Here is a 25340-nt window from a genome sequence, read left to right on the forward strand (position 1 = left end):
TGTAGGAAAATGAATTTTTACAACAACCTGAATGAGCTTGGAATTTCTAACCCCTATAATTTTGGTTGGCTTGCAGTAATATTCATTCTGGTATTTACTTGGGCAATAACATGGATTTTAATTCCAGTAATACGGAAATTTGCTTTGCAAGTAAGTTGGGCTGATAGACCCAATGCACGGCGTTTAAATAAAGAACCTTTACCCAATGCAGGTGGTTTAGCGATCTATGCAGGGGTAATTGTAGCTTTAGTTTTAGCAATTCTTATCCGTCCAATTGAATTGCAGAGTGTTTTAGTTCAAGTGTTAACAATTTTGTTGGGTGGGTCGATTTTAGTTCTTGTCGGCTTTATCGACGATCAGTTCGGTTTACCATCATCATTTCGTTTATTAATTCAAATTTTGTCCGCACTATTACTAATTGCCAATGGTATCAGGTTCGACTTTGACTTAGGTACTTCGAGTGACTTATTTTTGTCAGTATCACTAACACTGCTTTGGGTAGTAGGAATTACTAATGCTATCAACTTAATGGATGGGATGGATGGTTTGGTAGGAGGATTTAGTTTTATTACCGCCATGAGTTTGTTAGCAGTTTCCGCACAGTTTCCTAACCGTGCTGCAGCAACTTTAGTACTTGCAGCATTAGCGGGAGCCGCATTGGGTTTTTTACGACATAACTTTCATCCGTCAAAGATTATTATGGGCGATGCTGGAGCTTACTTTTTTGGTTACGTACTAGCTGCAACCAGCATTCTGGGTAAATTACAAATAACCACAGTCGTTACGATATTACCTCCGGTTTTATTTCTACTTTTACCGGTATTAGATACGACTCAAGTATTTATTCGGCGTCTGATGATGGGTAAGAACCCTTTGAATACGCCAGGGAAAGATCATTTACATCACCGTTTGCTAGCTTCGGGCTTATCTCAGCGTCACGCTGCATTTGCTCTTTGGTTTTGTACTTGGTTTTTTAATCAACTAGCAATGAAATTACAAGGAATGACTTTGATCGTAATGATTGCAACTAGTATTAGTATTTTCGTCTTTTTAGGTTTTACGGTTTCCCTGAGAATGTGGAGAGTTTAATTACTAAATTTTGGTATCTGATTGTTATATTCACTTATAACACTCCATGCTTTTTGTCAAGCTATTTGAATGATTCATGAAGGTATTTTAAATCACTATCCATGTTATTTAGTTCTGGTAAGATTATTAACAGTAAAATCACTTATGTAGAAAAAGCTTAACTTATATCAAAAAGTATTTTCGTTATTTGAGCCTAATTTTTTAGAGTCTACATTTGAGAATATTGACTCTTTCTTATATAACTAAACTGTGAGGTAGACAAATACCGGATTGAATAGAGTAAGTAGCGCTTTATTACGGACAGAAATTACGCAACTGTCACAATATGTGGGTGGTGCGTGACACCAAAAACCTTATTAATTGGTTCAAATTAATTCTCAGTGTCACATGCCCTACAATAAAAATATGCGGCGTTGCGTAAGCCCTAATAAAACTAAAGAGACGCAGAGATATTTTCTTGGTAATACCGAAAAGCTTTCACTGTAGATTAATGAGATTTTTTATCTGGTGATGCTTATTTCTTAATAGTAAGAAATTTATTCAGAACAAATTCATTTGTAAAGGTTCTGGAGAATTTATAACTGTTTAGAGTATAAGATGAATTAAAACTAATAAGAAAAGAATCAATTTGTGGACTATTGGACTACTACAAAAAAGTATCTTCTCTACTTATGCAGAAGACAAGAAAAACGACCAAGGCAAAAGAAAGAAAATTTAGTTCGGAAAATTAAGTATCAAACATTAAAATCAGTAAGCACAAGGTTTGAAATCAAAATGGCTAATTTGCTCAAAAAATATCTAGATTATTTTATTCAAAAGTTACTCAGTATTTAGTCAAGTAATATAAATTAATTGTAATGATAAATTCGCCAGCATCTAAAATACTGATTCCAATTATAAAGCAACACAAATTCCTTGTAGGCGCAGCTGTAGTTTTTGCTATTACTGCATCTTTACTAGAAGGTTTTTCAACTTCGCTGGTAGTACCGTTGCTCCAAAGTCTTAGTAACGAAAGTGCAGTAATTAATTCTAATCTTCCTAAGTTTATTCGGTCATTAACTAATTTTTATACTAACTTCTCAGGACAGGAGAGATTAATTGCGGTAATTGGAACTTTTTTAATTGTAACGGTTGTCAAAAATATAAATTTGTATGTGTGTCTCATAAGTATTCATAAGTTGAGACTTAAAACAGGACTATCTATCCGACGTAAATGTGTAGAACGTTTCCTAAATTTAGAATTACTTTACTACAACCAATCAAAAACTGGATACTTATTATCATATGTCAGCGAGCACGTTCAACGTAGTGAGCTACTAGTTGCTTTTTTATTACAAATCATTCGTAATTTATTAACAATTCTTATTTTGATATATGTACTTTTTCTTATTTCTCCTTCTTTAACTCTAATCGCAACTTCTATATTTTTTCTTGTATTTCAGCTACTTAGACCTATATTTAAAAATATTCAGAAACAAGGGCGTAAAGCAGCTAAGTCCGTCGAAGAATTTTCTTCTGTTATAACAGAGATGATTAGTGGTATTCGTGTAATTAAAGGATTTAGCGCTGAAAATAGAGAGTTAAAACACGCAGAAAATTCTCTTTTAAATCGTTATGAAGCAGAACTATCAGCCCAAAAATTCAGTTCTGCAATACATCCTTTAACAGAAACAGTAGGGATTACGACGCTTTTATTACTATTAGCAATAGGGGCAGGTTTTTTGAATGGCTCCTCGACTACTGTTTTACCATTACTGTTGACATATACTTTCGCTTTAATGCGAATATTGCCTAGAATTAGTCAACTCAATACTTATAGATCCGAAATCTCTTTGCAAATTGCAAACTTAGAAGCAATTCAAGATTTCTTGTCGAGAACCGATAAAATGCATCTGAGTAACGGTTCAATTAGATATGGAGAAATTGGATCCTGCTTGAAATTTGAAGATATTTCTTTTACTTTTCCCAGTAACTCCCAGCCAGCTTTAACAAATGTTAGTTTCCAGATAAATAAAGGAACTACTACTGCATTGGTTGGTCCCTCAGGTAGTGGTAAATCAACTTTAGCAGACCTGATAATAAGATTTTACGACCCAGATAAAGGCAGCATAAAGGTAGATGGAGTTGACTTAAGAGAGTTTCAAATTAATTCTTGGAGAAACTCTATTGCAATGGTTAGTCAAGACAATTTTTTGTTCCATGCTTCAGTGAAAGAAAATATTGCCTATGGTTACCCAAATGCTACAGATGAAGAAATCATTGAAGCTGCGAAAAAAGCATATGCTTATGAATTTATCCAAAATTTACCCGATAGATTTGAAACTATTGTAGGAAATAGAGGTACAAAACTTTCAGGTGGACAGCGTCAAAGAATTGCCATCGCAAGAGCTATATTGCGCAATCCAGATTTATTAATCTTAGATGAAGCAACTAGTGCTTTAGATACGAACTCTGAAAAGATAGTTCAAAAAGCGATCGAAGAAGTTAGTCGCGCTCGCACCGTTATCGTCATTGCCCATCGTTTGTCTACTGTTGAAAAAGCGAATAATATTATCGTCCTTTGTAATGGGAAAATTGTAGAACAAGGGACCCATAATGAATTGATAGAAAAAAAAGCAGAGTATTGGTCGCTTTATAATTCTCAAGCCTCATCAAAGACTCAAGTTATTCCTCAGAATCAAGTTGTTGCTCATAAATAGTGATAAATATTGCTATGAAAAACCCGGTTATATTTGGCTTCCAAAGAAAGCTTGTTAATATTTGCAATCCTATCAAAGTCATCAAAAATATACAGTGGCGCTATGGTTCGACTACATCTGTGGAACCTCATGTGTTCGTTGTCGGCGCTCCCAGAAGTGGTACTACCCTAATGTTTTCTGTTTTAGCCTCTCATCCGGCTTTTTCTTTTATAGAGAGAGAAACCTTCTTTTTTGTGCCTAGGAATGTCCTCGATCTAGAATGTTACACTCGTCTTTCCAATTTTGGTGGTCCAACAAAGCAAGAAATCAAAGATATCTTTAAAGCTTCAAGTAACCTTGTAGAGCTTTATGATAATGTAGCTGACTTAATTAAACAACGCGATCGCAAACAACGTTTCCTTGAAAAAACTCCTTTTCATGTTCTATATCTTAAGTTTTTAATTAATCATTTTCCTAATGCTAAGTTTATACACATGATTCGTGATGGACGCGATTGTTATCTTTCTAGTAAACGCTTAGCTGCTCATTACCATAAACCTTTATCTAAGGAGGCAACTCTCTGGTGCGATTCTATTAAAGCACGACAATCCTTAGGAGAAAGTCGACAAATTATAGATATAAGGTATGAAGAATTTACCCATAAACCTTTAGAGATAACCCAGAAAATAATGAATTTTCTTGGTGAAGACTTTTTAGAGGAGCAAGTCAAAACAACTTCTTACTCAAAAACTAAAATGTTTGCCGGTGAAAGTGGTCATGAAAGATTAAAGCAACCTATAAAGCCTAGTAGTATAGGTCAATGGCGAGAGAAAATGACTAGTGAAGAAATTAATCTTTTTCAGAATATTGCAGGTAGTCAATTGAAACAATTCAACTATGAAGTCATTTAAGAAATTATCAACTACTTAGTTTGAGACTAAAAAGTCATTACAGCTATGAAAGTTATTATTGCTGGTCACATTTTAGGAAAAGGTGGGATTCAAAGTCACCTAAGATGGTTAGCTAAAGCTTTAGGAGATAAGGGAGTCGAAACTCTTGTTATTTCTTTAAGAGGTGATAAGCGTCCAGAAGATTATTCTCATACTTTGCAAGCCTTTGAAGAATCAGGGGCTCGTACTTACATTTGTACTCCCGATCAAAGTAGAAATTCTTTTCTAGATTTTGGGAAAATTAAACGTTTTTTGGAAGTCAAAAACCTGATTGAAGAATTCTTACCAGATGTGTATCTAGCTGTTGGTACTGGTTGGAATTTATTTATTCCTCCTCTAATTTCTCAGTCAAAGACAAGACTTGTTTTCCATGAGGTTATGTCAGGTGTTCCTAGTGGATACCGCGACTCTCGTTGGTGCGTGCGCTGGTATTTTGATGAAGTTATAGGACAGTCGCCCAATGTAGCTAAGACTTTTGCACAGTGCTTTGGCTGGAACAAACCAGTCCAATCACTTCCAGCAATGCCAGAACCTCTAGAAATTACCGCATCTTTGCCCAAACCCGTACATAAAATTGTGGAATTAGGTACAGCTAAAGCAGCAATTTTTAGTCGTTTAGCACCCCACAAACAAGCTTTTTGGTTAGTGCAACAGTGGGATTTACTTAAAGATTTTTTAGGTGAGTTACACATCCATGGTTCGGGACTAGAAGAAGCGCTAATTCGAGAATATATCAAATCGCAAGGCATAGGCGATCGCGTGAAGTGCTTTGGTAGATATCCGGAAGGTCAAGCATATATCGACCTTCTCAGTAGTTATGATCTAACTTTGCTTCCAACTATTGGTGCTGAAGGAGCGCCCTTAGTACTTTTGGAATCTATGGCTTGTGGAGTACCATTTGTTGCCTACGGGGTTGGTGGAATATCTGACTACGCAACTAATAATCCAGATGTATTAGTAGTTCCAGTAAAAGAAAATGAGTTTATATCGGCAGTTAAGCAAATGGCAATCAATTTAAGTCAAGGTGAAATAGATCGAATTCGATTACAGCAGTTTTACCTTCAGAATTATTCTTGGTCAGTACTAAAACAATCTTGGCTATCTTATTTATGTCTTCAGTAAATAATTCTATTCAAAGTCGTTTAACATCTATTGATGCTTTAAGAGGTTTAGCTGCACTTATTATAGTTATTTACCACGCAAGACCTATATTTTGGATAGGTTTAGCACAAACTTGGAGAAGTTACGGTTTAAGCCCAAATATAAACGCTTGGTTAGGATATGCGACATTCCCTTTATCCTTTGGTGGGCTAGCTGTAGACCTTTTTTTCGTACTTAGTGGGTATTGTATTCATCGTAGGGGTGCAAGAAATTTAGCAAGTAACTCACATTCAAAACTTAATCTCAGGCAGTTTTTCTTACGCCGTTTTTTAAGAATTTATCCAGTCTATTTTTTTTCTCTTTGTGTAACAGCAATTGTTGATTATTATATTATTTTTAATAATCCAGAATTAGTTATAAGTGGGCAGGAAAATTCACTTTTTAGCTTTTTGACGAGCTTATTATCGCTACAAGGTTTAGTAGCTCCGACATTTGGTAGCAATACAGTATTTTGGACTTTAGCTTTAGAGATTCATTTCTATCTATTTTATCCACTATGCTATTACTTGTGTCGTAGATATGGAACTGTTATAGCTCTCGGATTTATTTGGATATCGAGCTTGGGCTATATAATTGTGGATGTATTAATCAATTTATCTGATAAATTTCCACATAAGGGCTCTGGAGGACCTGTTTTCCTATCATATTGGTTTATTTGGGGACTGGGTTTTTATTTAGCAGAGGTCGAGGCTGGTCGAATTAGTCTTCCTAAAAAGTTCCTACCAGTTACATTAATTGCAGCTATACTAACAGTCCCGATGTCATTGTTAGATTTTTGGCCTCTAGCCAGATTTAGTTCTGGGCTTGCATTTGCTGGTTTATTGTACTGGAGTATTTCCAAAGATGGAGAATATTTTTGGAAAGGATTAATAGGAAAATGGTTATCTATAATTGGAGTCTTTTCATACTCAATTTATGCTATTCACCGACCAGTTTTATTGTTTTTTCAAGCCAAATTTGCTCCTGATGGCGCAAAATCAACTAATCTTATGCCAACTTTACTTGCAACTGCACTAGCATTAGTTGTGGGATGGTTTTTTTTCATGTTAGTTGAGCGATGGACTGTAAAACCTTATTCAATTAAAAAAGTTAATTAGGAAAATGAGACATTAGTAGATAAGACTTTCTATTATTCCTTGTTAAGTCGATTTTTTAAGAAATAAAGACTGATGATTGAGAATTTTTTGTAAATTAAAAATTAGATTGCAGTAGTTTTAGTAAGGATGTAGTTTAAGAAAATATCTACAGACCGTCCAAAAAAAAATTATTAGAGTTATCGTTCACTAGTCAACGTAAAAAAGTTAAAAGTTTTCGATCTGACATTTAGGATCTATTAATTGTAATTTCTTATAAAAATAATAATAGATGAACAGGTTTATCACTATTCAGGTTGGTGCTCGTCGCAACTATGCAGTGCCAGCGATTCTAGAAAAAGCAGGCATTCTTGAGGCTTTTTATACTGATTTATGTGCTGATGCTGGCTTAGGAAAGTGGCTCGATTGCTATTGTCCTGATTTTTTGAAAAATAGCGATCTTCAGCGACTTCTCAATCGACGAGTTCCAGCAAATCTTAAAAATAAAGTTCGTACTTGTGATGGAGCGAGCATAAAGTACCTATTAAGACAGAAGTTTACAAAAGCCAGTCCAGTCAAAAAACATCAGATACTTTCCCAATTTGTAAAAGATTTTGGTCAAGCAGCAATTCAAAAAGGCTTAGGTAATTCTACTCATGTTTTTTCCATGTTTGGAGAAGGTTTGGATTTTTTAGAATTTGCCAAAGGACAAGGTCTCAAAACTATTACAGATATCTACATTTCTCCTTTAACTCATCAGATACTCCAAAAAGAAAGAGAGTCTTTCCCAGATTTAGAACTTAAGCTACCTGATGAAATTATCGAAAGAGATTACAAATGGTTTCGTAAATTGTGTCAGTTTACTGATGCTTACGTTGTTCCTTCAGAGTTCGTTCAAGAAGGCTTAAAGGCGTTTGGTGTAGATTCAGTTCGGTGTCATATTGTACCTTCTACAGTAAGGGAATCCTGGTTGGACGTCAATAATCAGCCGAATCGAGGAAGTATTTTATTTGTTGGTACCGCTGATTTAAGAAAAGGAATTCATATTCTGGGAATGGCTGCACAAAAATTAGCTCATCACAACTATGAATTCAGAGTTGCAGGGGGAGTTTCTGATGTCATTCGCAATCATCCATTAACTCAGAGCCTGAAATTTCTCGGGCGGATTCCAAGAGCTGATATTCAAAAAGAGTACGCTAATGCAGATATTTTTGTACTTCCAAGTCTTGCAGAAGGATCTGCAGGGGTGACTTACGAAGCTTTAGCAGTTGGTTTACCCATTATTACAACTAAAGCAGCTGGTTCAGTTGTTCGAGATGGTATCGAGGGAATGATCATATCAGAGCGCGATCCGGATGCATTAGCAGATTCTATTGAAGCGTTAGTTGAAAACCGAGAGTTACGCGACCGCGTGGCTAATGCTGCAAAAGAGCGTGCCAAAGATTATGTCTGGGATAAATACGCCCAGAGAATTTTAGCAGTACTCAATAACTTATAGGGAGAATTAAAAATGACCGTTCAAACAGCTTTGCAATACAAAGATATTCTTATTTGTCCGCAATGCAATAGGGAAAAAAATACTTTTAATCAGTTAATTCTTAACTCTGATAAATTTAAATGTGCTAGCTGCTCTATGACTTATGATGTTATGGATGGAGTTCCAATATTAGCGGAAGATTACTCAAGTTCTCATATAATACGACGAACCAATAATACTAAAAATTATAACATTCAAGACAATCAATTGAACCGCGAGAATTTTTATTACGAACACTATTCCAATAGAAGTAGAACGATTGATTTACAGTCATCATATTTATTAAAAGAACGCAATTTAATAGAAACTTTTATTAAAGAAAATTGTATCAATGGTTCATGCTTGGAGGTGGGATGTGGTACAGGTATATTTGCAGATGTTTCCACGCAATATTTAGGTCTTGACTATAGCTTATCTAGTGTCTTTGCCAAAGGATTTACAGACTATGCAAGAATAGTAGCTTCTGCTGAAAGTATTCCTCTTAAAAGTCAATCAGTTAACTTAGTATTTTCTTTCAATACTTTAGAACATATTCCAAACCCAGAATTGGCATTTTCTGAAATTGATAGAGTATTAGTTCCTAGTGGATATGCAATCCTTAAACCTGCTTGGCATTGTACAAAATATAATACCGAACTTTTACCAATTAAATCATATTGTGAATTAAATTTTCTTCAGCGCTGTCATAAATTTCTTATTCCTTTATTGAAAAGCAAAGCATATAAATTTCTAATAAAAATTCCTCAAAGGCTGATCAGAAAATTATCTTACTCATTTTTTTCTTCTAAAATTCCCACAAAACTAAGGTATAGAAAACTAAATCCTTATTTAGGAAATGATGTTTTTATCGCAGATTGTGATGCAACAGCTGATATTGATTGTTATGAAGGATTATTATATTTCGAATCTCGTGGATATAAAATCATCTCTCACAAAACTATAATCAGTCGTTTATTAGCTGGCAATGACTTATTAATATTACAAAAACCGTAAAATTCTAGTAGTTCAGTCATATACAAATGGAAATCTGTAATCATAAAAATTATTTTAATCGAAAATGAATTCCCAAAAATTAGTTAGTAATAGGAAAAAATTAAAGCTAGTTATTCTCGATGCTAATTTTTATTGGGCAGAACAACTATTTTCTGCATACAGCGATTATGCAGATATCCTACTACTACGTCCTGTTGATTTTCGGACATTTAAGAAACGATATGGAAGTTACTTTGTTGATTTAAAACCAAGGCAAATTAACGAAGGTGTTTGGGAACAGAAAATTTGTTGCCCTCCCGGATGGCTTTTTCATTATTGGTTCTTAACAGAAAGTTTTTTAACTTATACTATTCAAAAATTTCAAGGAAATAATCCTTTGATTTTCGTGTTTAGCTATCCCTACTATCACACATTAGCTAGAAAGCTAAAGTCTTATTCGATTTATTACAATATTGATGATTATCGTTACTACTGGATGGGTCGTGAAACTCAAACTTTAGAAATTGAAAAGTTAGCAATAAATTGTGCAAATTTAACTTTATGTACAGCCAACTACAGAGCCTTATATCTTAAAAAAGTATATCCATTAGAAGCTAACCAAATTACTCATATTCCCCACGGATGCTCGCCAAAATTCATGGTCGAGCAGCCATTATCAAAACCCAAATCTTTGCCAGTAGAGCTAAGATCTTACTCTCGTCCTCTTGTAGGGTATATTGGTGCATTAAATTATCGTTTTGATTTTCATTACTTGGCAAAAGTTGCTAAGCAAATATCAGATGTCACTATTGTTTTAGGTGGTTCTCCTCCTCAACCCAGCGATGGTTCTCCTGAATGGTTTCAAGGAGTCGAAGCTTTGCGTAGTCTTTCTAATATTCATTTTCTTGGCCGGGTTACTCATGAAAGAGTAGGTGAATATTTACAATCTTTTGATGTACTTTTAATGCCCTATTCCCAATGCAACTTCAACCTCAACGCCTGTCCCATGAAATTGTGGGATTATATGGGAACTTCCCTGCCAATCGTAGCAAATGATGTCGTACCAGAAGTAAATTTGTGGAATGACATTATTCTCGTTTCAAAAAATCCAAAAGAATTTGCTAAGAATATCAGATTCGCTCTAGCCAATCCAGATTGGAAATCACAACAACGATGGGAGGTAGCTCAAGATCATACTTGGAAAAAGCAAGCACAAAAACTTCATTATCAGCTGGAGGAAAGAAAGTGGTTATCCCAGCAAAGTGTTTAAAAGTCCTTCATATTTGCCAAAGAGACGATCCTGCTACAGGTGGTGCAGTTCGCGTAGCAGTTGAGTACGTCAAACATTTAGGTGACTACCAGATAGATGCTCATTGCCTTTTTTTATATGGTTCTCCCGGTTACTTTAAGTCAGAATTAGGAGATTATGCTCATTATTTAAATATTAAAAATTCAAAGGATTTTCTCAAATTCAGGCGCTTAACAAAATTCTTGGATGAATTTCAAGCAGATGTTATTCATCACCATGATGGACTCCTTTGGTGTCAATTACTCACCTTTTCCCATCCTAGTATGGTGAAAGTTGCTCACGCTCACTTACCTGCTCCTAACAAGATAATATTTTCAAAAGCAACCTTAGCTAACTGGTTACAACGTTGGTCCACAGATACATTGATATGCATTACTGAAGATACTCGTCAAAGCCAAATCGAACAGGGAAAATACTTACCGAGTCAAACTCAAGTTATTTATAATGGTGTAGATACGAAGCGCTTTTATCCACCTCAAACAAAGAACAGGCTAAATGCGCGTCAGGAATTTGGAATACCTGATAATGCAATTTTAATCGGCTTTGTTGGTCGGCTTCACTGCGCAATGAAAGGAACAGATGATTTTTTGCGAGTCATTGCGCTCTTACCATCTAATTTTTATGCTCTGGTTGTGGGCTGTGGAACTGATGCTGAAATTTTAAAGCAACTAGCCCAAAATTTGAAAATTGGTGATCGGGTTATTTTTACTGGAATATTGGAGAATACAGTTTCTGCTTATCAAGCAATGGATGTATTCTGTCTTACTTCTCATTGGGAACCTTTTGGGTTAGTCGTAGCAGAAGCAATGGCTTGTCGAGTTCCGGTTATTGGGTTTCCATGTGCTGGGGGAGTAAAAGAGTTATTAACTCCTTTGACAGGTTGTATCTTACCAACAAGGGACACTGCAGTGATGGCTCAAGCGATCATTGAGATTTTTCAGTATCCGGAACAATGGAAACAGCGTCAAAGAAATGCTCAATCTCAGTTACGAGAACATCATAACTGGGAGAAAAATGCCTCTAGCCTAGCCCGTATTTACAAAGGATTAGTTAAACAAAAAACTAATGGTTGAATTATTTCTATATTTATTTTTAGCTATTTGCCTCGCTTTATTGCTGTGGGGATTAAATCGCTCAGATAGAATCTACCAGTATCCCTTTTTAATGGGAGCCATTTTTGTTTCATTTCTCTTACCTCAAGCATTTGCTTTAATTAATAATCCAGGTGTTGTAAGCAAACTAGCTTTAGAAAGAGTTCTGCTTATGTCCTGCCTTTGCGCTGCTATGTGCTGGCTAGGTTATCAACATAAAATAAATACTAGACTACTGAAGAAGTTATATATTCCTTTAAACGAACGCAGATTATTTAAAGCTGGAATTATCCTAACTATAATAGGCTATATTTTTAGAATTTTACTTTTGCGAACAAATATACAAGTAGGAGAAAATAGTAACTGGACAGGTCCGGCGACTATTTATATATTTTTTGCTCAAGTAGTTGAAATTGCTTTTGCGATTTTTATGTTGGCTGTAGTAAAGAAACCAAAATTTGCAAATGTTACAGCAGCAATTATTGCAGGATATCCTATCTTTGTAAGTGCATTTTTGGAAGGTCGCCGTCAAAATACATTTACATTCCTGATAATTATTGGTATTTCATTGTTATATGTTAGACGCCTGTTACCACCAAAGTTAGTAGTAATGATTCTAATTATTATTGGTATTTTTATTATACCTCTTGTTGGTATGTTAAGAGAGGAATTTTGGTTGGCGATAGTTAGTGGTAATTTACAGAATATTAATTTACAAAGTGGCTTTGCCAAAATTATTGAGGGAGAAATACTAGAATTAAGAAATGCAGCAATTTTAATTGAAGCGGCTGTTAAAAATAATCAATATGGATATGGAACTGGTTTTTGGGACCGTATTATATTTCAATATGTACCGGGTCAAATTGTGGGTTTAGACTTTAAAAATTCTCTTCAATTTAATTGGACTTCATTTGACTTATCTAGCTTATTTGGGTATTCGATACCCAGAGGTTCAACTGTGACAGGAATTGGAGATTCATTTTTAGAATTTGGATACTTTGGTTGTCTAATATTCGCCTGTATTGCTTACTTTTTTAAACACCTTTGGATATCTTCTGTTTATCAAAGAAGTATATTTAGTCAGATTTTGTATGCAGGACTTATTAGTCCTACTTTAGTTGGTGTTACTCATGGTATTGGAAGATTTATCCAAGAAGCAATTTTTCAATTTATATTTGTAAGTTGGGTCGCTTATTATTCTAAAATTAAAGATAAAAGTTCAACTTTCCTAAATCATAGTCATAGCGAAATAATTGAAGAATAAAGTGAAAGTGAAAGTCAATAATAATCAAGCAGATATATTTAGGACTCTTCAAAAAAATTAAAATATATTTTTCATGTCTTAATTGATTTGAACATACCTAAAATAGGTTTCATATTATTGAATACTTTAGGTTATATTTGAATTTAATTATATAGCTTTCATCAACAGTAAATATCTTTTATACAATTAATGAGTTTTAATGTAATATCAATTAAGTAATTGCAAATATCTTTTACGTAAATTTAAACGCGACAAAATGGTTATTAATAAACTATTAAAGCCCTCTTTGAGGGCAGTTAAATATAATTGGTTATGGTGGTCTGCTCTTTCCCAGGCTAATGCAAATTCAAAGATAAAGCATACTAATTACAAACCAATAAGTTTTATAATCGGTTGCGGCCGTTCGGGGACTACAATTTTAGGAGATATATTTTCTAATCATCCGCAAGTAAGTTATTTGTTTGAGCCTTATCATCTGTGGGCTGCGATTGATCGCAAATGCGATGTACTCAACCTTTTTCAGCAGATAGATGGGACACTTTTGATGGATGCTTCTCACTACAGCGAACAGTCTCACTTTAGATTCAACCATCTCATTCGTTGTTTTAATAGTGGCTCCCAAGCGAAAATTTTGATTGAAAAAACCCCCTTAAATGCTTTGCGGATTGGCTATATCCAATCAATAGCACCCAACTCAAAGTTTATCCATATTGTCCGCGACGGTGTAGATGTTTGTCGCTCTATTCAGAGACTTGCTAGCACTAATTCATACAAAATAGCCGGTAAACCAGCATTAAATCAGTGGTGGGGAGTAGATTATGCTAAATGGAAAGCTTTAGTTCGTGATGGAACAGCTGCTGGCTATTATAGTGATGAAGTATATTCTCTAGAAAACCACTTGTCTAAAGGTGCATACGAATGGTTAGTAACTCTTCATGAAATTGACAGTTGGAAACAAAATCTGGGCGAACAACTGCAAGAAATTACTTATGACACCTTGATTGCACAACCAGAATCAACACTCAAAAATTTATGTGTTTTTTTAAATATTGACTCACCACAATCTTGGTTAGATGATGCTGCAGGTGCAATTACTTCTCGTCCCCACAATCGAGGAACTAATCTAAACTTACCGCCAAAAATGCTTACGAGTTTTAATCAATATCAAGAAAGATATGGATTTGTTAATCGTGCTATCGACTCAAATTAGTATTTTTCTTCACTGTATTTAAGCAAGTAAAGCCCGTAAATAATTATCCACTATGACTGACACCAGAATAATTTACTATTGCAATTGGAGTCTTAAAATTTGTTGGAAAATAATCTTATAACTATATAGCCTATTATCCCCTCTATCTAATGGAACTGTGTTGAGGTGAGCCTTATGTTTCATCGCGGGACATATTTATCTGTATTAATTTTGCTGACGGACACGTTGAAATTATTAGATAATAGTAACTTTTTCTAAAAAAAAACTACATGCATCATCAAATATCGTACATAGTAACTACGTACTTATTTAGATAAAGTATTTTAATATCTAAAAATATTTTCAGAAAAAGATTTAGGAGAACTTGAGGAGTGACTAAAGTTGCTATACTTTTTGTCAATTATGGACCCTATCACCTAGAAAGGTTAAATGGCTTCCAAAAGCAATGCAGCGTTTTAGGATGGAGTGCAATTGGTATTGAATTAACTCGGTCAGGAGTCGCTTATGATTGGAAAACTCAGCCAGAAAAATTTCCATTTTCAATTATTTCTGTATTAGGGGAAAAAGAGCTTGGAGAGGTAAGTTTTGCTTATTTGCAAGAAAAACTTTATGCTGTTTTATCTGATGTAAATCCTGATGCGATAGCAATTGCCGGATATTTTAGACTTTCCATGATTGCAGCTTTAGGGTGGAGTGTATGGAAGCGAAAACCTGCAATTCTTCTATCAGAATCAAAAGAAGATGATGGTTCTCGTAATTGGTTCAAAGAAACTTTTAAATTTTGGCTCTTTAAAGCTTACAAAGCAGCTTTAGTCGGTGGAGAAGTTCATAAACGCTATTTGACTAAATTAGGTATGCCAAGTTCGGCTATCTTTTTTGGTTATAACGTAGTAGGTAACAAAGTCTTACATCCAAATAAAATTAAATCTCTCAAAATACCTTTACGTAAACCTTACTTTTTAGCCATTAACCGCTTCATTCCCAAGAAAAATCTTCCTTTTGTTGTCGAGGCTTATGGTATGTATCGCCAAGTCATGGGAGACAATGCTTGGGATTTGGTACTTTGTGGAGATGGTCAAATGCGCCTTCAAATCGAACAACAAATTAATGAATCAGGATTAAGCAACTTTATTCATATTCCTGGCTTTTTACAACAAGATCAACTATTACCTTACTTTGCTCATGCTAACTGCTTTATCCATGCCAGTACCCATGAACAATGGGGTTTAGTAGTTAATGAAGCAATGGCTGCTGGCTTACCGGTATTAGTATCTAATCGCTGCGGATGTTTTGAAGATCTAGTTGTCGAACCTATCAATGGATTTGGTTTTTGCCCATACGACCGCCAGCAGCTAATCGATTTAATGCTTAAAATTAGTTCGGGTGAAGTTAACTTAAAAAATATGAGTCAAGCTGCGCTGCAACATATAGAGAAATTCTCTCCAGAATATTTCGCCCAAGGCTTGGTTGGAGCCGTTAAATATGCGTTAACTTACAATTAATTAATGACTGATGAAACTTCTTATTGTTACTCCTGCTCTAGGTGGTGTCTATGGTGGTCCATCTAAGTGTGTAGTAGAACTAGCTCAAGCTCTGGGGAAATTAAAAATTGATGTCGATCTAGTAACTACTAACGCCAATGGTTCTACACTTTTGGAAGTACCACTGAAAATATGGTTATCTAAAACAACTTATCAGACCCAGTATTTCCCTTATAAAGGAATTGGGGATTACAAATTTAGTCTCTCTTTAAATAGTTGGTTGTACAAACACGTCAAAGATTATGACTTAGTACAAATCAACGCAATTTTTTCGCTTTCAAACTTATCCGCTTATTGGGCTTGCCGAAAATATGATGTCCCGTATGTGGTAATTCCTCATGGAATGCTAGATCCTTGGGCGCTTTCTTATAAAGCTCTGAAAAAACGTATTTACTATAATTTACTGGAAAAACCTGCCCTCCAAAATGCTAAGTTAATTCAAACCCTGGCTGTAAATGAAGCCGAACAAATAAAATCACTTAATCTGACAGTTCCTACTGCTATCACTCCTAATGGAATTCATCGTCGCGACTTTGAAAAACTCCCTAATCCGGAAGTTTTCTACCAAAAATTTCCGGAGATTCGTAATAAAACTTTAATTCTTTTCTTAGGGCGTATAGATCCCAAAAAAGGGCTTGATTTGTTAGCAAAAGCTTTTAGCGATACACTTTCTCAATTTCCCCACACTCACTTAATAGTTGCCGGTCCAGACAACATTGGTTTTTCCCATACAGCAAGAAATTTTTTCGCTAGGGTCGGTTGTCTAGAATTTGTTACTTTCACAGGAATGTTGACGGGTCCTCTGAAATATGCTGCCCTTGCTGCTGCTAATATTTATGTTGCTCCATCCTACTCTGAAGGATTCAGCATGTCTGTCTTGGAAGGTATGGCATCTGGTTTACCTTGCGTAATCACCACAGGTTGCAATTTCCCAGAAGCTGCAAAAACTAACGCTGCATATGTGGTTGACATTGATGCCGATGCAATAGCTCGAGGGATTATCAAATGTCTTAAATCTCCTATAGATGCGAAGAAAATGGGCGAGCGGGCTCGTGAACTAATCTTCGAAAAATATACCTGGGATTCAATAGCGGAGAAACTGATGGGAGTTTACAAAAATATCATCTTAGATAAACCTAATTTTAGTTTAAATTAACATAGGTAAATAATAAATTAAGGCTATAAATAACTACTAACTTATTTGAAAATGCTAGACAAAATTACCCCACTCATTCTCACTTATAACGAAGCCCCAAATATCCACCGTACGCTTCAGTGTCTTACCTGGGCAAAAACGATTGTTGTAATTGATAGCTATAGTACAGATAAAACCTTGGAAATTTTATATTCAACTCCTCAAGTCAAAGTGTTTCAAAGAAAGTTTGATTCCTTCGCTGCTCAATGTAATTACGGACTTGGAAAAATATCATCTCAATGGGTATTATCATTAGATGCAGATTATGTTTTAACAGATGAGCTAATTGAAGAATTAAAAGTTTTACAGGCGGAAACTGAGGTAAGCAGTTATAGTCTCAAATTTAAGTATTGTGTTTTTGGTAAGCCTCTGTATAATACCTTGCTACCACCTCGCACAGTACTGTACAGAAAAGAAAATGCAGTTTATAAAGATGATGGTCACGCACATCGAGTCAGTGTAAAGGGGGAGTCAGGAAAACTCTCTTCATATATACATCATGACGACCGTAAATCTTTAACTCGTTGGCTGTGGGCTCAAGATCGTTATGTGGCGATTGAAGTAAAAAAGATAACAAGCACTTCAAATAATGAATTAAGCTTAAGCGATAGAATTCGCAAACAGAAAATTCTCGCTCCTTTAATTATTTTTTTCTACTGCTTAATATTTAAAGGTGGTATTTTCGATGGTTGGCATGGTTGGTATTATGCGTTTCAAAGAATGCTGGTGGAAACTCTTTTATCTATTAGATTAATAGAATTTGAAAAATTAGATAAGTAAAAATATGGTTAAGTAAAAATATAGTTAAGTAAAATCAGAGAATCAACTTTTAGCAATATGAATTTTATACAAAATGGTATTTGCAGAGTAAATCTGAAATTAAGCTATGTTATGGCTACCTGAGGAGGATTTAACTGTTTGGGCGATCCGTAATTTCCCACCAAGCACTACTCTATCAATCTGTTAGACATAATTAAATTATTATTAACAGGGATACTCGGTTGTGGACTATAATCCATACAACGCAAAAATTTTATGTTTTATTTATAAATATATTCTAATATTTTGTACGTTTGCAGCCCCCCTAAAAAACGAAAATTCTACGTCAAAAAGAATTAGAATTCACTTCACAAAATCATTACACTTTCGCTGATAATATAGTTCTATTCTTTCTTTTAACCAAGCTCGAACAGAGCTTCTCCTCCATATTTACTATTTTTTGTGCTACTTTACCTCTAAATGCACACTAGTTCTGATAGTAGCTACGTGTGATTTAAGTTACAAGAATTATCGAGGATATGAGATAATATTTTTTAGTAATTACCGATCCTATTGATAACAAATTAATAGACAAAACTGTTTAATAGTATTGGTAATTACTTTGGAATTTAAAGACAAATTATCTCCGTGAATATGACTAGATGGATGTCAGGTACTAAATCATAGGATATCATGTACTGAATCATACCCAGCAGTATACCTTGTAAGCTATATTATGTAAGCATTTAGACATCATAATTGCTTTACACGTTTGTAGTAGTCTAATACTGGCGAAGCAAATGTATATTTTTTCACCTGAAAAGGTAGTCTTTACGGTAATATTTGGCAAATTTTAAATTCAATTTTTTATTGATGTAACAATCTTGCTTGACTTTAGAGTATCACTTTTTGCGGTCAATTGATTTCAAGCTACTTGATTTTCAATTTTATCCAAGATTGCGATATATATTCCTCTTTCACAGTTCATTAAATGACAGTAATTACTATAATCTAAGGAGCAAAAAATGGCTAATATTTCAGGTACACCTGGCAATGATTTGATTTTAGGAACAAGTAATGATGATACATTGCAGGGACTTGCTGGTAACGATAACATCAACGGTGCTGCAGGAGACGATAGTTTAAGCGGTGGTTCCGGTAACGATAACCTATTTGGTAATGATGGCGAAGATACCATTGGAGGTGGTGCTGGAGATGATACTCTCAACGGTGCTGCTGATAATGATAATTTAAATGGTGGTGCTGGAGATGACAGCCTTTTTGGTGGAGATGGAGAAGATACTCTCTCTGGCAGTAGTGGCGAAGATACTCTGCGCGGTAATACAGGAAATGATATCCTCATCGGTGGAGCTGGTAATGATAAGTTAAACGGTGGTGCGGGAAATGACAGTCTAGATGGTAACGCGGACAATGACAATCTGTTTGGTGATGATGGTAATGATACCTTGAGCGGAGGTGCCGGGAACGATGCTCTCAATGGCGGAGCCGGGAACGATAGCTTAGGCGGTGGTATAGGAAATGATATTCTTTCCGGCGGTGATGGTGATGATATACTCAACGGTGGTGATGGTGAAGATGAACTGCGTGCTGGAGCAGGACAGGATACTCTAAACGGTGGCGTTGGTAGCGATAGATTGTTTGGTGAGGCAGATAACGATGTCTTAAACGGTCTTGATGATGACGATACTTTAAACGGTGGTGCTGGTGAAGACACGTTGAATGGTGGAGCTGGTAATGATAGATTACTGGCTGACGTTGGAGATGATGAGTTACGAGGTGGAACTGGTAACGATACCCTTTCTGGGGGTGCAGGACAAGATATCCTTAACGGCGGTGTTGGTAACGATGGATTATTTGGCGATCTAGGAAATGATAGGCTCACTGCTGGAACAGGTGATGATACTCTGTTTGGCGGTGAAGGACAAGATACCCTTAACGGCGGTAGTGGTGAAGATAGTTTGCGTGGTGGTACTGGACAAGATATTCTAAACGGCGGTACTGATGATGATATTTTATTTGGCGAAGCCGCAGATGATACCTTACGTGGTGGTGACGGTAATGATACTTTACGTGGTGGAGAAGGTAGCGATCTGTTAGTTGGAGGTACTGGTAGTGACACTCTCACAGGAGGTGCTGGTAACGATAATTTCAGATTCAATTCTCTGACAGAGGGAGTCGATACGATTACTGACTTTAACCTGCAAGATGATGAAATCCTAATTTCTAGAAATGAATTCGGTGGTGGACTGAGCATCGGAGCCTTAGACAATTCACAATTCACTTTCGGCTCGAGTGCTTCAGACAGTAGTCACCGCGTGATCTATAACGGTGCTAACGGCGATCTATTCTTCGATGCTGATGGCGTTGGTGGTAATGCACAAGTTAAGATTGCTGTTTTGAGCAGTGGACTAGAATTAGAAGCTAGTAACTTTATTGCAATCTAAACAGATTGAAAAAGTTAATAATATTCACGATCGCCCTTCCAACAAAAAGAGCGATCGTTTTTTATTTCGAATAATTGATAATGTTGTAATGGCATATTTTCATCATTTTACAGACCATATAAAGCAATAATCAGTGGCGGAATAATCAGCATAATCAGAAAACTCAACGGCGCACCAACCCGAGCAAAATCTAAAAACTTGTAACCACCAGGACTATAAACCATAGTATTAGTTTGATAACCAATTGGAGTCATAAAGCTGCTAGAAGCTGCAAAAGTCACCACTAAAATAAAAGCCATTGGGTTAAAATGAAGACTTTTTGCAACTTGTACCGCGACTGGTAAAAGTAAAACTACAGAAGCATTATTAGAAAGAACTTCTGTAAGTAAAACAGTAATTAAATAGAAAAAAGTTAGTAGCCAGTAACCTGAGAGATTTCCTCCAATTGCAACCAAAGTTTGTGCTAACCATTGAGTTGTTCCCGATTTATCCATTGCTATCCCCAAAGGAATTAACCCTGCAAGCAGAAAAATAATATCCCAACGGACAGCTTGATAAACTTCACCAGGTTTAAGACAACCAGTTAAAACCATTAGTACTACCCCCAGTAAAGCACTTACTAAAATTGGCATTATTCCTAAAGCTGCAACTATAACAACTCCCAAGCCAATGGTGACAGCAATACCAGCTTTATCTTTCCGTAAAGTTTCTATATCTCGTTCACCAATAACTAATAAATCTCTACTTGTTTGTAGCCCTAAAAAGCTTTCATTAGGTCCTTGTAATAAGAGTACATCACCAAAACGTAACCTAACTTGACCAAGCCTTTCTCGAACTAATTCTTCTCCTCTGCGAATTGCTAAAACTGTAGCATTATAGCGTTGTCTAAATCTTATATCTTTCAAAGTAGAGCCAATTAAGTTGGAATTGCATAGAATTAAAACCTCTGCAATACGTTCTTCTCCAGAGCTGAGATCTTTTTCCCAGAAACCATTTTGAAATTTAACGTCTGGTAAGATTTCTATTCCTCTTTCATCCTTGACCGTGAGTAAACATTCTTTTCTACCTCTGACTATTAAAATATCACCCGCTTGTAAAAGTTTATCCGCTAAGGGTTGAGGAAAATGATTATTATTACGTATAAGTTCCAGGACATCTAAATCAAACTTTCTTTGAAGTTGGCTTCTTCTTAAAGTTTGTCCGATTAAATTAGAAGTTGGTGCAATAATAAATTCACTAACATAATCTTTAAGGTCGTACTTTTGAGTAATTACATTAATGTTTGATGTTTCGCGTTCTGGTAACAGTCGGGGTGCAATAAAAGTTAAATATACTAAACCGATAATAAAAACTACCAACCCCAATTCGGTAAACTGAAATAAGTTAAAAGCACCATAACCTAATTTTTCAGACAAACCACTTGCTAAAACACTTGTAGAAGTACCAATTGTTGTTAACATCCCTCCTAAAATGGTGACAAAAGATAGAGGCATCAATAGTTTTGAGGGAGAAATTCTTTGCTTGTGACACCAGTTTTCTATTATTGGTAGAAAAACAGCAACTACTGCTGTATTATTAATGAAAGCACTTATTGGACCTGTAATAATTCCAATAGCTAATATTTGTCTATTTGAATATTTCCCTCCCCATTTTAATAGCAATTCATTAACTAATCCGATCGCTCCTGTACGAGCAATTCCCGCACTTAGGATAAACATAGCCATCACAGTGATAGTTGCTGAATTTCCAAAACCTGAAATACCTTCATCGGGAGTCACTAATCCCAAAGCCATCAGAGTTACGATAACTGCTAATGCAGTCATATCAACAGGTAACCATTCATAAACAAAACAAATTAAGGTTAAAACAACGATACTGAGGGTTGCAAAAATACTCATAGATAATTCAGGTCGAATACCTTATCTTGTTCCAAGAATAGTTACAAATAAAGCTGCATTTAAAAGTTATCTATACCAGAAAAATGTATTAATCTAAATATAAAAAATCGACTTAAATTAAAATATAATTCTGAATTTTGTATTTATAATATTATATTTATGATTTTATGTTTATAAATTTGATATTCAATAAATTTGATATTCATAAATTACTAATTGAAGAAAAATTTAATCCAAACTAGATTATGCAATAAATTAGTAACGTACAAATATTAATTTTTGTTAATTTTTTCTTTTACGACTCCGATATAAATAATAAAAACATGTATTTATTCATCATTTTGGTGATTTAAGCGAAGTGCGTGCCCGGACTAACTCGAATTTATTGATAATAGAATATATATTTCCGCTGATTAATTGTCGGGTGCAAAAGATTTGATATACCTTAAACGATATGAAGACAGATATTTGATAATTTTACTTATTAAAACAGTGCGTTATATGGCGTTAAGATAGAAATTACAGTGGAGGTTTAAAATATACTAAAACTTAAAAAACCACATGGTAATACAATATTCTAAATTAATCATTTATTTGTAGTATTCGCCATAATTTTTAGGACATTTTCTATCCCCTGTTTTGCAAATCTTTCCTGCTTAGCTTTGAAAAAAGTGCGTGAGCTAAGCACTGTTCCATGTTTCCCGTTTCCTTTTAGTTAGAATGTGATGTCCTAAACAATGTATCTGTTGCTGTATAAATAAAACTAAATTTTTATATAAGCAAAAACAATATAGCGGCATTATATGTATTATTTTATTTGCTACAGGTGTTTATAAATACTTTTGAATAAAAAAATAGTTTGATGCCCAAATAAGAAAATATAACAATTGATGATTTGTATCCTGAGATACTGGTAAATCTTATATTTAGATAATATTTTTTTGGTTATAAAGAGTGGAAATTAATTCCTGTTGATATATGCTGTTATTTCCACGGACAAGTAAAAAATATTGGAGAAAATCATGAATCAACGCGGAGTTACAGTGTGGTTTACAGGTTTAAGTGGTGCGGGAAAAACTACTATCTCCCAAGCTGTCGCAGAAAAACTACGTTTACAGGGTTATAGATTAGAAATTCTTGACGGTGACGTAGTGCGTGAAAATTTAACAAAAGGTTTGGGTTTCAGTAAAGCAGATAGAGATGAAAATATTCGTCGTATTGGTTTTGTTTCTCATCTTTTGACTCGTAATGGCGTGATTGTGTTGGTATCTGCAATTTCCCCTTACTCTAAAATTCGTGAGGAAGTTAAGCAGAAGATAGAAGATTTTGTCGAAGTGTATGTTAACGCTCCTTTGGCAGTTTGTGAAGAGCGAGATGTTAAAGGGCTTTACAAACGGGCGCGTGCAGGAGAAATTAAGAATTTTACAGGAATTGATGACCCCTATGAAGCACCTTTTAAACCTAACGTTGAATGTCGTACCGACCTTGAAGATTTAGAAGAGAGTATAGCAAAAGTTTTGAAAAAACTTGAAGAATTAGGTTATCTCAATAAAGTAATAGAAATGCAAGCTGTTTAAATTACTTTTGTTAAAACAGTAGTTTATGTATAAGAATTTGCAATGAGTGGCAGTTATATATTTGCCACTTATATGACAGATATTCCACTACACCGAATATATAAAATATGCAGAGCCTAACTCTAGAAAATCATCAACAAACCATTTCTAGCAGTAATCAGTTAGTTAATCGGATTGCAACCCCCGAACATAGAGCTCAATTTTTAGATAGAGCCGATAGTTTACCTCGAATTCAGCTCGATGGACGAGCTACATCAGACCTGCAAATGATTGCGATTGGTGGTTTTAGCCCACTACAAGGCTTTTTAGAACAAGCTGATTACGAATCAGTAGTTGAAAATATGCGATTAGCCAATGGTCAACCATGGTCAATTCCTGTAACTCTTTCGGTGGGTGAAGAAGTTGCAGCATCTTTACAAGAGGGTAATTTAATCCGTTTGGACGATCCCACTGGACGTTTCATTGGCGTCTTAGAATTAACTCAGAAGTATCGTTACGATAAGACTCAAGAAGCGATTAAAGTTTATCGTACTGTTGAAGATAAACACCCTGGTGTGAAAGTTGTATACGAACAGGGAGAGGTTAATTTAGCAGGTCCAATTTGGTTATTACAACGCGATCCGCATCCTTTATTCCCCTCTTATCAAATCGACCCAGTTGCTTCCAGAGCCCATTTTCAAGAAAAAGGTTGGAAAACTGTAGTTGGTTTCCAAACTCGTAACCCAATTCATCGCGCTCATGAATATATTATCAAGTGTGCTTTAGAAACTGTTGATGGTTTGTTTCTCCATCCTTTAGTTGGTGCAACCAAAAGTGACGACATACCAGCAGACGTACGAATGCATTGTTATGAAATCATAGTGGAGCATTATTTCCCTAATAACAGGGTTATTTTAGCGATCAACCCGGCAGCAATGCGTTATGCAGGTCCTAGAGAAGCTATTTTTCATGCTTTGGTGCGTCGTAACTATGGCTGTACCCATTTCATTGTCGGAAGAGATCATGCTGGTGTCGGTGATTATTATGGAACTTACGATGCTCAGCATATTTTTGATGAGTTTCAGCCTGGAGAATTGGGTATTACCCCAATGAAGTTTGAACATGCTTTTTACTGCACCCGTACCCAGTCAATGGCTACAGCAAAAACTAGTCCCAGCACCCAAGACGAACGAATTCACTTATCAGGAACTAAAGTACGTCAAATGTTACGCAATGGTGAATTACCACCACCCCAGTTTTCGAGACCAGAAGTTGCAGCTGAATTAGTTAAAGCAATGCAACAAAATAATTAAATTAACTTTTATTCAATTCCTGTAGTTCAATTTACCTAATTATTCCCCGGAATATAAAACTTTGTTGTTGCCTGTATTTTTTGACATGATTAGATTACTACAATCCTCATCCTGAAAGAGGTTGAAAATTTCTATGTAATTGTATAAGTCAAATCTTTCAAACTGTTCTTCTTGAAGAGAAATATTCCTATTAGACAGTAATTCGAAACTTTCGATTATATAGAGATTTAAGAAGTTTAATTTAAAAATATTGGTAACAACAAATGATATCAAACGGGG

Annotated in this window: 18 protein-coding genes; 17 read left to right on the forward strand and 1 reads right to left on the reverse strand. The window is 35.2% G+C overall.

The features are described from left to right. The first annotated feature begins 9 nt into the window (after positions 1 to 9). The 15 genes from BC008_RS37550 (at position 10) to BC008_RS52545 (ending at position 20294) form a co-directional block, all read left to right on the forward strand. A complete protein-coding gene (locus BC008_RS37550) occupies positions 10 to 1089 on the forward strand; it encodes an MraY family glycosyltransferase (RefSeq protein WP_027838827.1) in 1080 nt (359 codons plus the stop codon). A gap of 857 nt (positions 1090 to 1946) precedes the next feature. Beyond that, positions 1947 to 3788 (forward strand): ABC transporter ATP-binding protein, encoded by a 1842-nt coding sequence (locus BC008_RS37555; RefSeq protein WP_058184483.1) that lies wholly within the window; start codon positions 1947 to 1949, stop codon positions 3786 to 3788. A 14-nt stretch (positions 3789 to 3802) separates the two neighbouring features. Then, on the forward strand, positions 3803 to 4678 hold the full coding sequence (locus BC008_RS37560; protein WP_153009732.1) for a sulfotransferase family protein: 876 nt from the start codon (positions 3803 to 3805) through the stop codon (positions 4676 to 4678). 45 nt (positions 4679 to 4723) lie between these two features. Continuing rightward, positions 4724 to 5839 carry a glycosyltransferase family 4 protein gene (locus BC008_RS37565; RefSeq protein ID WP_027838829.1) on the forward strand — a complete coding sequence of 372 codons (1116 nt, stop codon included), beginning with the start codon at positions 4724 to 4726 and terminating at the stop codon, positions 5837 to 5839. Then, a complete protein-coding gene (locus tag BC008_RS37570; protein ID WP_153009733.1) occupies positions 5791 to 6975 on the forward strand; it encodes an acyltransferase family protein in 1185 nt (394 codons plus the stop codon). The genes BC008_RS37565 and BC008_RS37570 overlap by 49 nt, the downstream gene beginning before the upstream one ends. A gap of 268 nt (positions 6976 to 7243) precedes the next feature. Beyond that, entirely contained in the window at positions 7244 to 8449 is a 1206-nt protein-coding gene (locus BC008_RS37575) for a glycosyltransferase family 4 protein (RefSeq protein ID WP_027838831.1), read from the forward strand. A gap of 12 nt (positions 8450 to 8461) precedes the next feature. Continuing rightward, positions 8462 to 9481 carry a methyltransferase domain-containing protein gene (locus BC008_RS37580; RefSeq protein WP_027838832.1) on the forward strand — a complete coding sequence of 340 codons (1020 nt, stop codon included), beginning with the start codon at positions 8462 to 8464 and terminating at the stop codon, positions 9479 to 9481. Positions 9482 to 9545: 64 nt separating this feature from the next. Beyond that, on the forward strand, positions 9546 to 10730 hold the full coding sequence (locus BC008_RS37585) for a glycosyltransferase (protein ID WP_027838833.1): 1185 nt from the start codon (positions 9546 to 9548) through the stop codon (positions 10728 to 10730). Then, entirely contained in the window at positions 10706 to 11842 is a 1137-nt protein-coding gene (locus BC008_RS37590) for a glycosyltransferase family 4 protein (protein WP_027838834.1), read from the forward strand. Before BC008_RS37585 ends, BC008_RS37590 begins: the two co-directional genes overlap by 25 nt. After that, the gene (locus BC008_RS37595; RefSeq protein WP_058184486.1) at positions 11835 to 13124 is read left to right on the forward strand and encodes a hypothetical protein; all 1290 of its coding nucleotides are present in this window, start codon (positions 11835 to 11837) and stop codon (positions 13122 to 13124) included. Before BC008_RS37590 ends, BC008_RS37595 begins: the two co-directional genes overlap by 8 nt. A 256-nt stretch (positions 13125 to 13380) precedes the next feature. Then, a complete protein-coding gene (locus BC008_RS37600) occupies positions 13381 to 14334 on the forward strand; it encodes a sulfotransferase family protein (protein WP_027838835.1) in 954 nt (317 codons plus the stop codon). Positions 14335 to 14705: 371 nt separating this feature from the next. Next, the gene (locus BC008_RS37605; protein WP_027838836.1) at positions 14706 to 15836 is read left to right on the forward strand and encodes a glycosyltransferase family 4 protein; all 1131 of its coding nucleotides are present in this window, start codon (positions 14706 to 14708) and stop codon (positions 15834 to 15836) included. Positions 15837 to 15846: 10 nt separating this feature from the next. Next, positions 15847 to 17031: a glycosyltransferase gene (locus BC008_RS37610; RefSeq protein WP_027838837.1), complete on the forward strand. Its 1185-nt coding sequence runs from the start codon at positions 15847 to 15849 to the stop codon at positions 17029 to 17031. A gap of 51 nt (positions 17032 to 17082) precedes the next feature. After that, positions 17083 to 17850, forward strand: a complete 768-nt coding sequence (locus BC008_RS37615) for a glycosyltransferase family 2 protein (protein WP_027838838.1) — start codon at positions 17083 to 17085, stop codon at positions 17848 to 17850. A 1004-nt stretch (positions 17851 to 18854) separates the two neighbouring features. Then, a complete protein-coding gene (locus BC008_RS52545; protein WP_058184488.1) occupies positions 18855 to 20294 on the forward strand; it encodes a calcium-binding protein in 1440 nt (479 codons plus the stop codon). Between the two features lie 107 nt (positions 20295 to 20401). Here BC008_RS52545 and BC008_RS37625 read toward each other — a convergent pair whose 3' ends face one another. Further along, the gene (locus BC008_RS37625; protein WP_027838839.1) at positions 20402 to 22192 is read right to left on the reverse strand and encodes an SLC13 family permease; all 1791 of its coding nucleotides are present in this window, start codon (positions 22190 to 22192) and stop codon (positions 20402 to 20404) included. A 1022-nt stretch (positions 22193 to 23214) separates the two neighbouring features. On the opposite strand from BC008_RS37625, the gene cysC reads away from it, so the two are divergent. Together cysC and sat are read left to right on the forward strand one after the other, a co-directional pair. Then, on the forward strand, positions 23215 to 23769 hold the full coding sequence (cysC, locus tag BC008_RS37630; protein ID WP_027838840.1) for an adenylyl-sulfate kinase: 555 nt from the start codon (positions 23215 to 23217) through the stop codon (positions 23767 to 23769). Between the two features lie 107 nt (positions 23770 to 23876). Then, the gene (gene sat, locus BC008_RS37635) at positions 23877 to 25061 is read left to right on the forward strand and encodes a sulfate adenylyltransferase (protein ID WP_027838841.1); all 1185 of its coding nucleotides are present in this window, start codon (positions 23877 to 23879) and stop codon (positions 25059 to 25061) included. Positions 25062 to 25340 lie beyond the last annotated feature (279 nt).

This window comes from Mastigocoleus testarum BC008 (assembly GCF_001456025.1).
Classification (GTDB): Bacteria; Cyanobacteriota; Cyanobacteriia; order Cyanobacteriales; family Nostocaceae; genus Mastigocoleus; species Mastigocoleus testarum.

Bases quoted from the DNA above. Each gene is read 5' to 3' on its own strand.
- BC008_RS37550 (WP_027838827.1), top strand. From the start codon at position 10: ATGAATTTTTACAACAACCTGAATGAGCTTGGAATTTCTAACCCCTAT.
- BC008_RS37555 (WP_058184483.1), top strand. From the start codon at position 1,947: ATGATAAATTCGCCAGCATCTAAAATACTGATTCCAATTATAAAGCAA.
- BC008_RS37560 (WP_153009732.1), top strand. From the start codon at position 3,803: ATGAAAAACCCGGTTATATTTGGCTTCCAAAGAAAGCTTGTTAATATT.
- BC008_RS37565 (WP_027838829.1), top strand. From the start codon at position 4,724: ATGAAAGTTATTATTGCTGGTCACATTTTAGGAAAAGGTGGGATTCAA.
- BC008_RS37575 (WP_027838831.1), top strand. From the start codon at position 7,244: ATGAACAGGTTTATCACTATTCAGGTTGGTGCTCGTCGCAACTATGCA.
- BC008_RS37580 (WP_027838832.1), top strand. From the start codon at position 8,462: ATGACCGTTCAAACAGCTTTGCAATACAAAGATATTCTTATTTGTCCG.
- BC008_RS37585 (WP_027838833.1), top strand. From the start codon at position 9,546: ATGAATTCCCAAAAATTAGTTAGTAATAGGAAAAAATTAAAGCTAGTT.
- BC008_RS37595 (WP_058184486.1), top strand. From the start codon at position 11,835: ATGGTTGAATTATTTCTATATTTATTTTTAGCTATTTGCCTCGCTTTA.
- BC008_RS37600 (WP_027838835.1), top strand. From the start codon at position 13,381: ATGGTTATTAATAAACTATTAAAGCCCTCTTTGAGGGCAGTTAAATAT.
- BC008_RS37610 (WP_027838837.1), top strand. From the start codon at position 15,847: ATGAAACTTCTTATTGTTACTCCTGCTCTAGGTGGTGTCTATGGTGGT.
- BC008_RS37615 (WP_027838838.1), top strand. From the start codon at position 17,083: ATGCTAGACAAAATTACCCCACTCATTCTCACTTATAACGAAGCCCCA.
- BC008_RS52545 (WP_058184488.1), top strand. From the start codon at position 18,855: ATGGCTAATATTTCAGGTACACCTGGCAATGATTTGATTTTAGGAACA.
- BC008_RS37625 (WP_027838839.1), bottom strand. From the start codon at position 22,192: ATGAGTATTTTTGCAACCCTCAGTATCGTTGTTTTAACCTTAATTTGT.
- cysC (WP_027838840.1), top strand. From the start codon at position 23,215: ATGAATCAACGCGGAGTTACAGTGTGGTTTACAGGTTTAAGTGGTGCG.
- sat (WP_027838841.1), top strand. From the start codon at position 23,877: ATGCAGAGCCTAACTCTAGAAAATCATCAACAAACCATTTCTAGCAGT.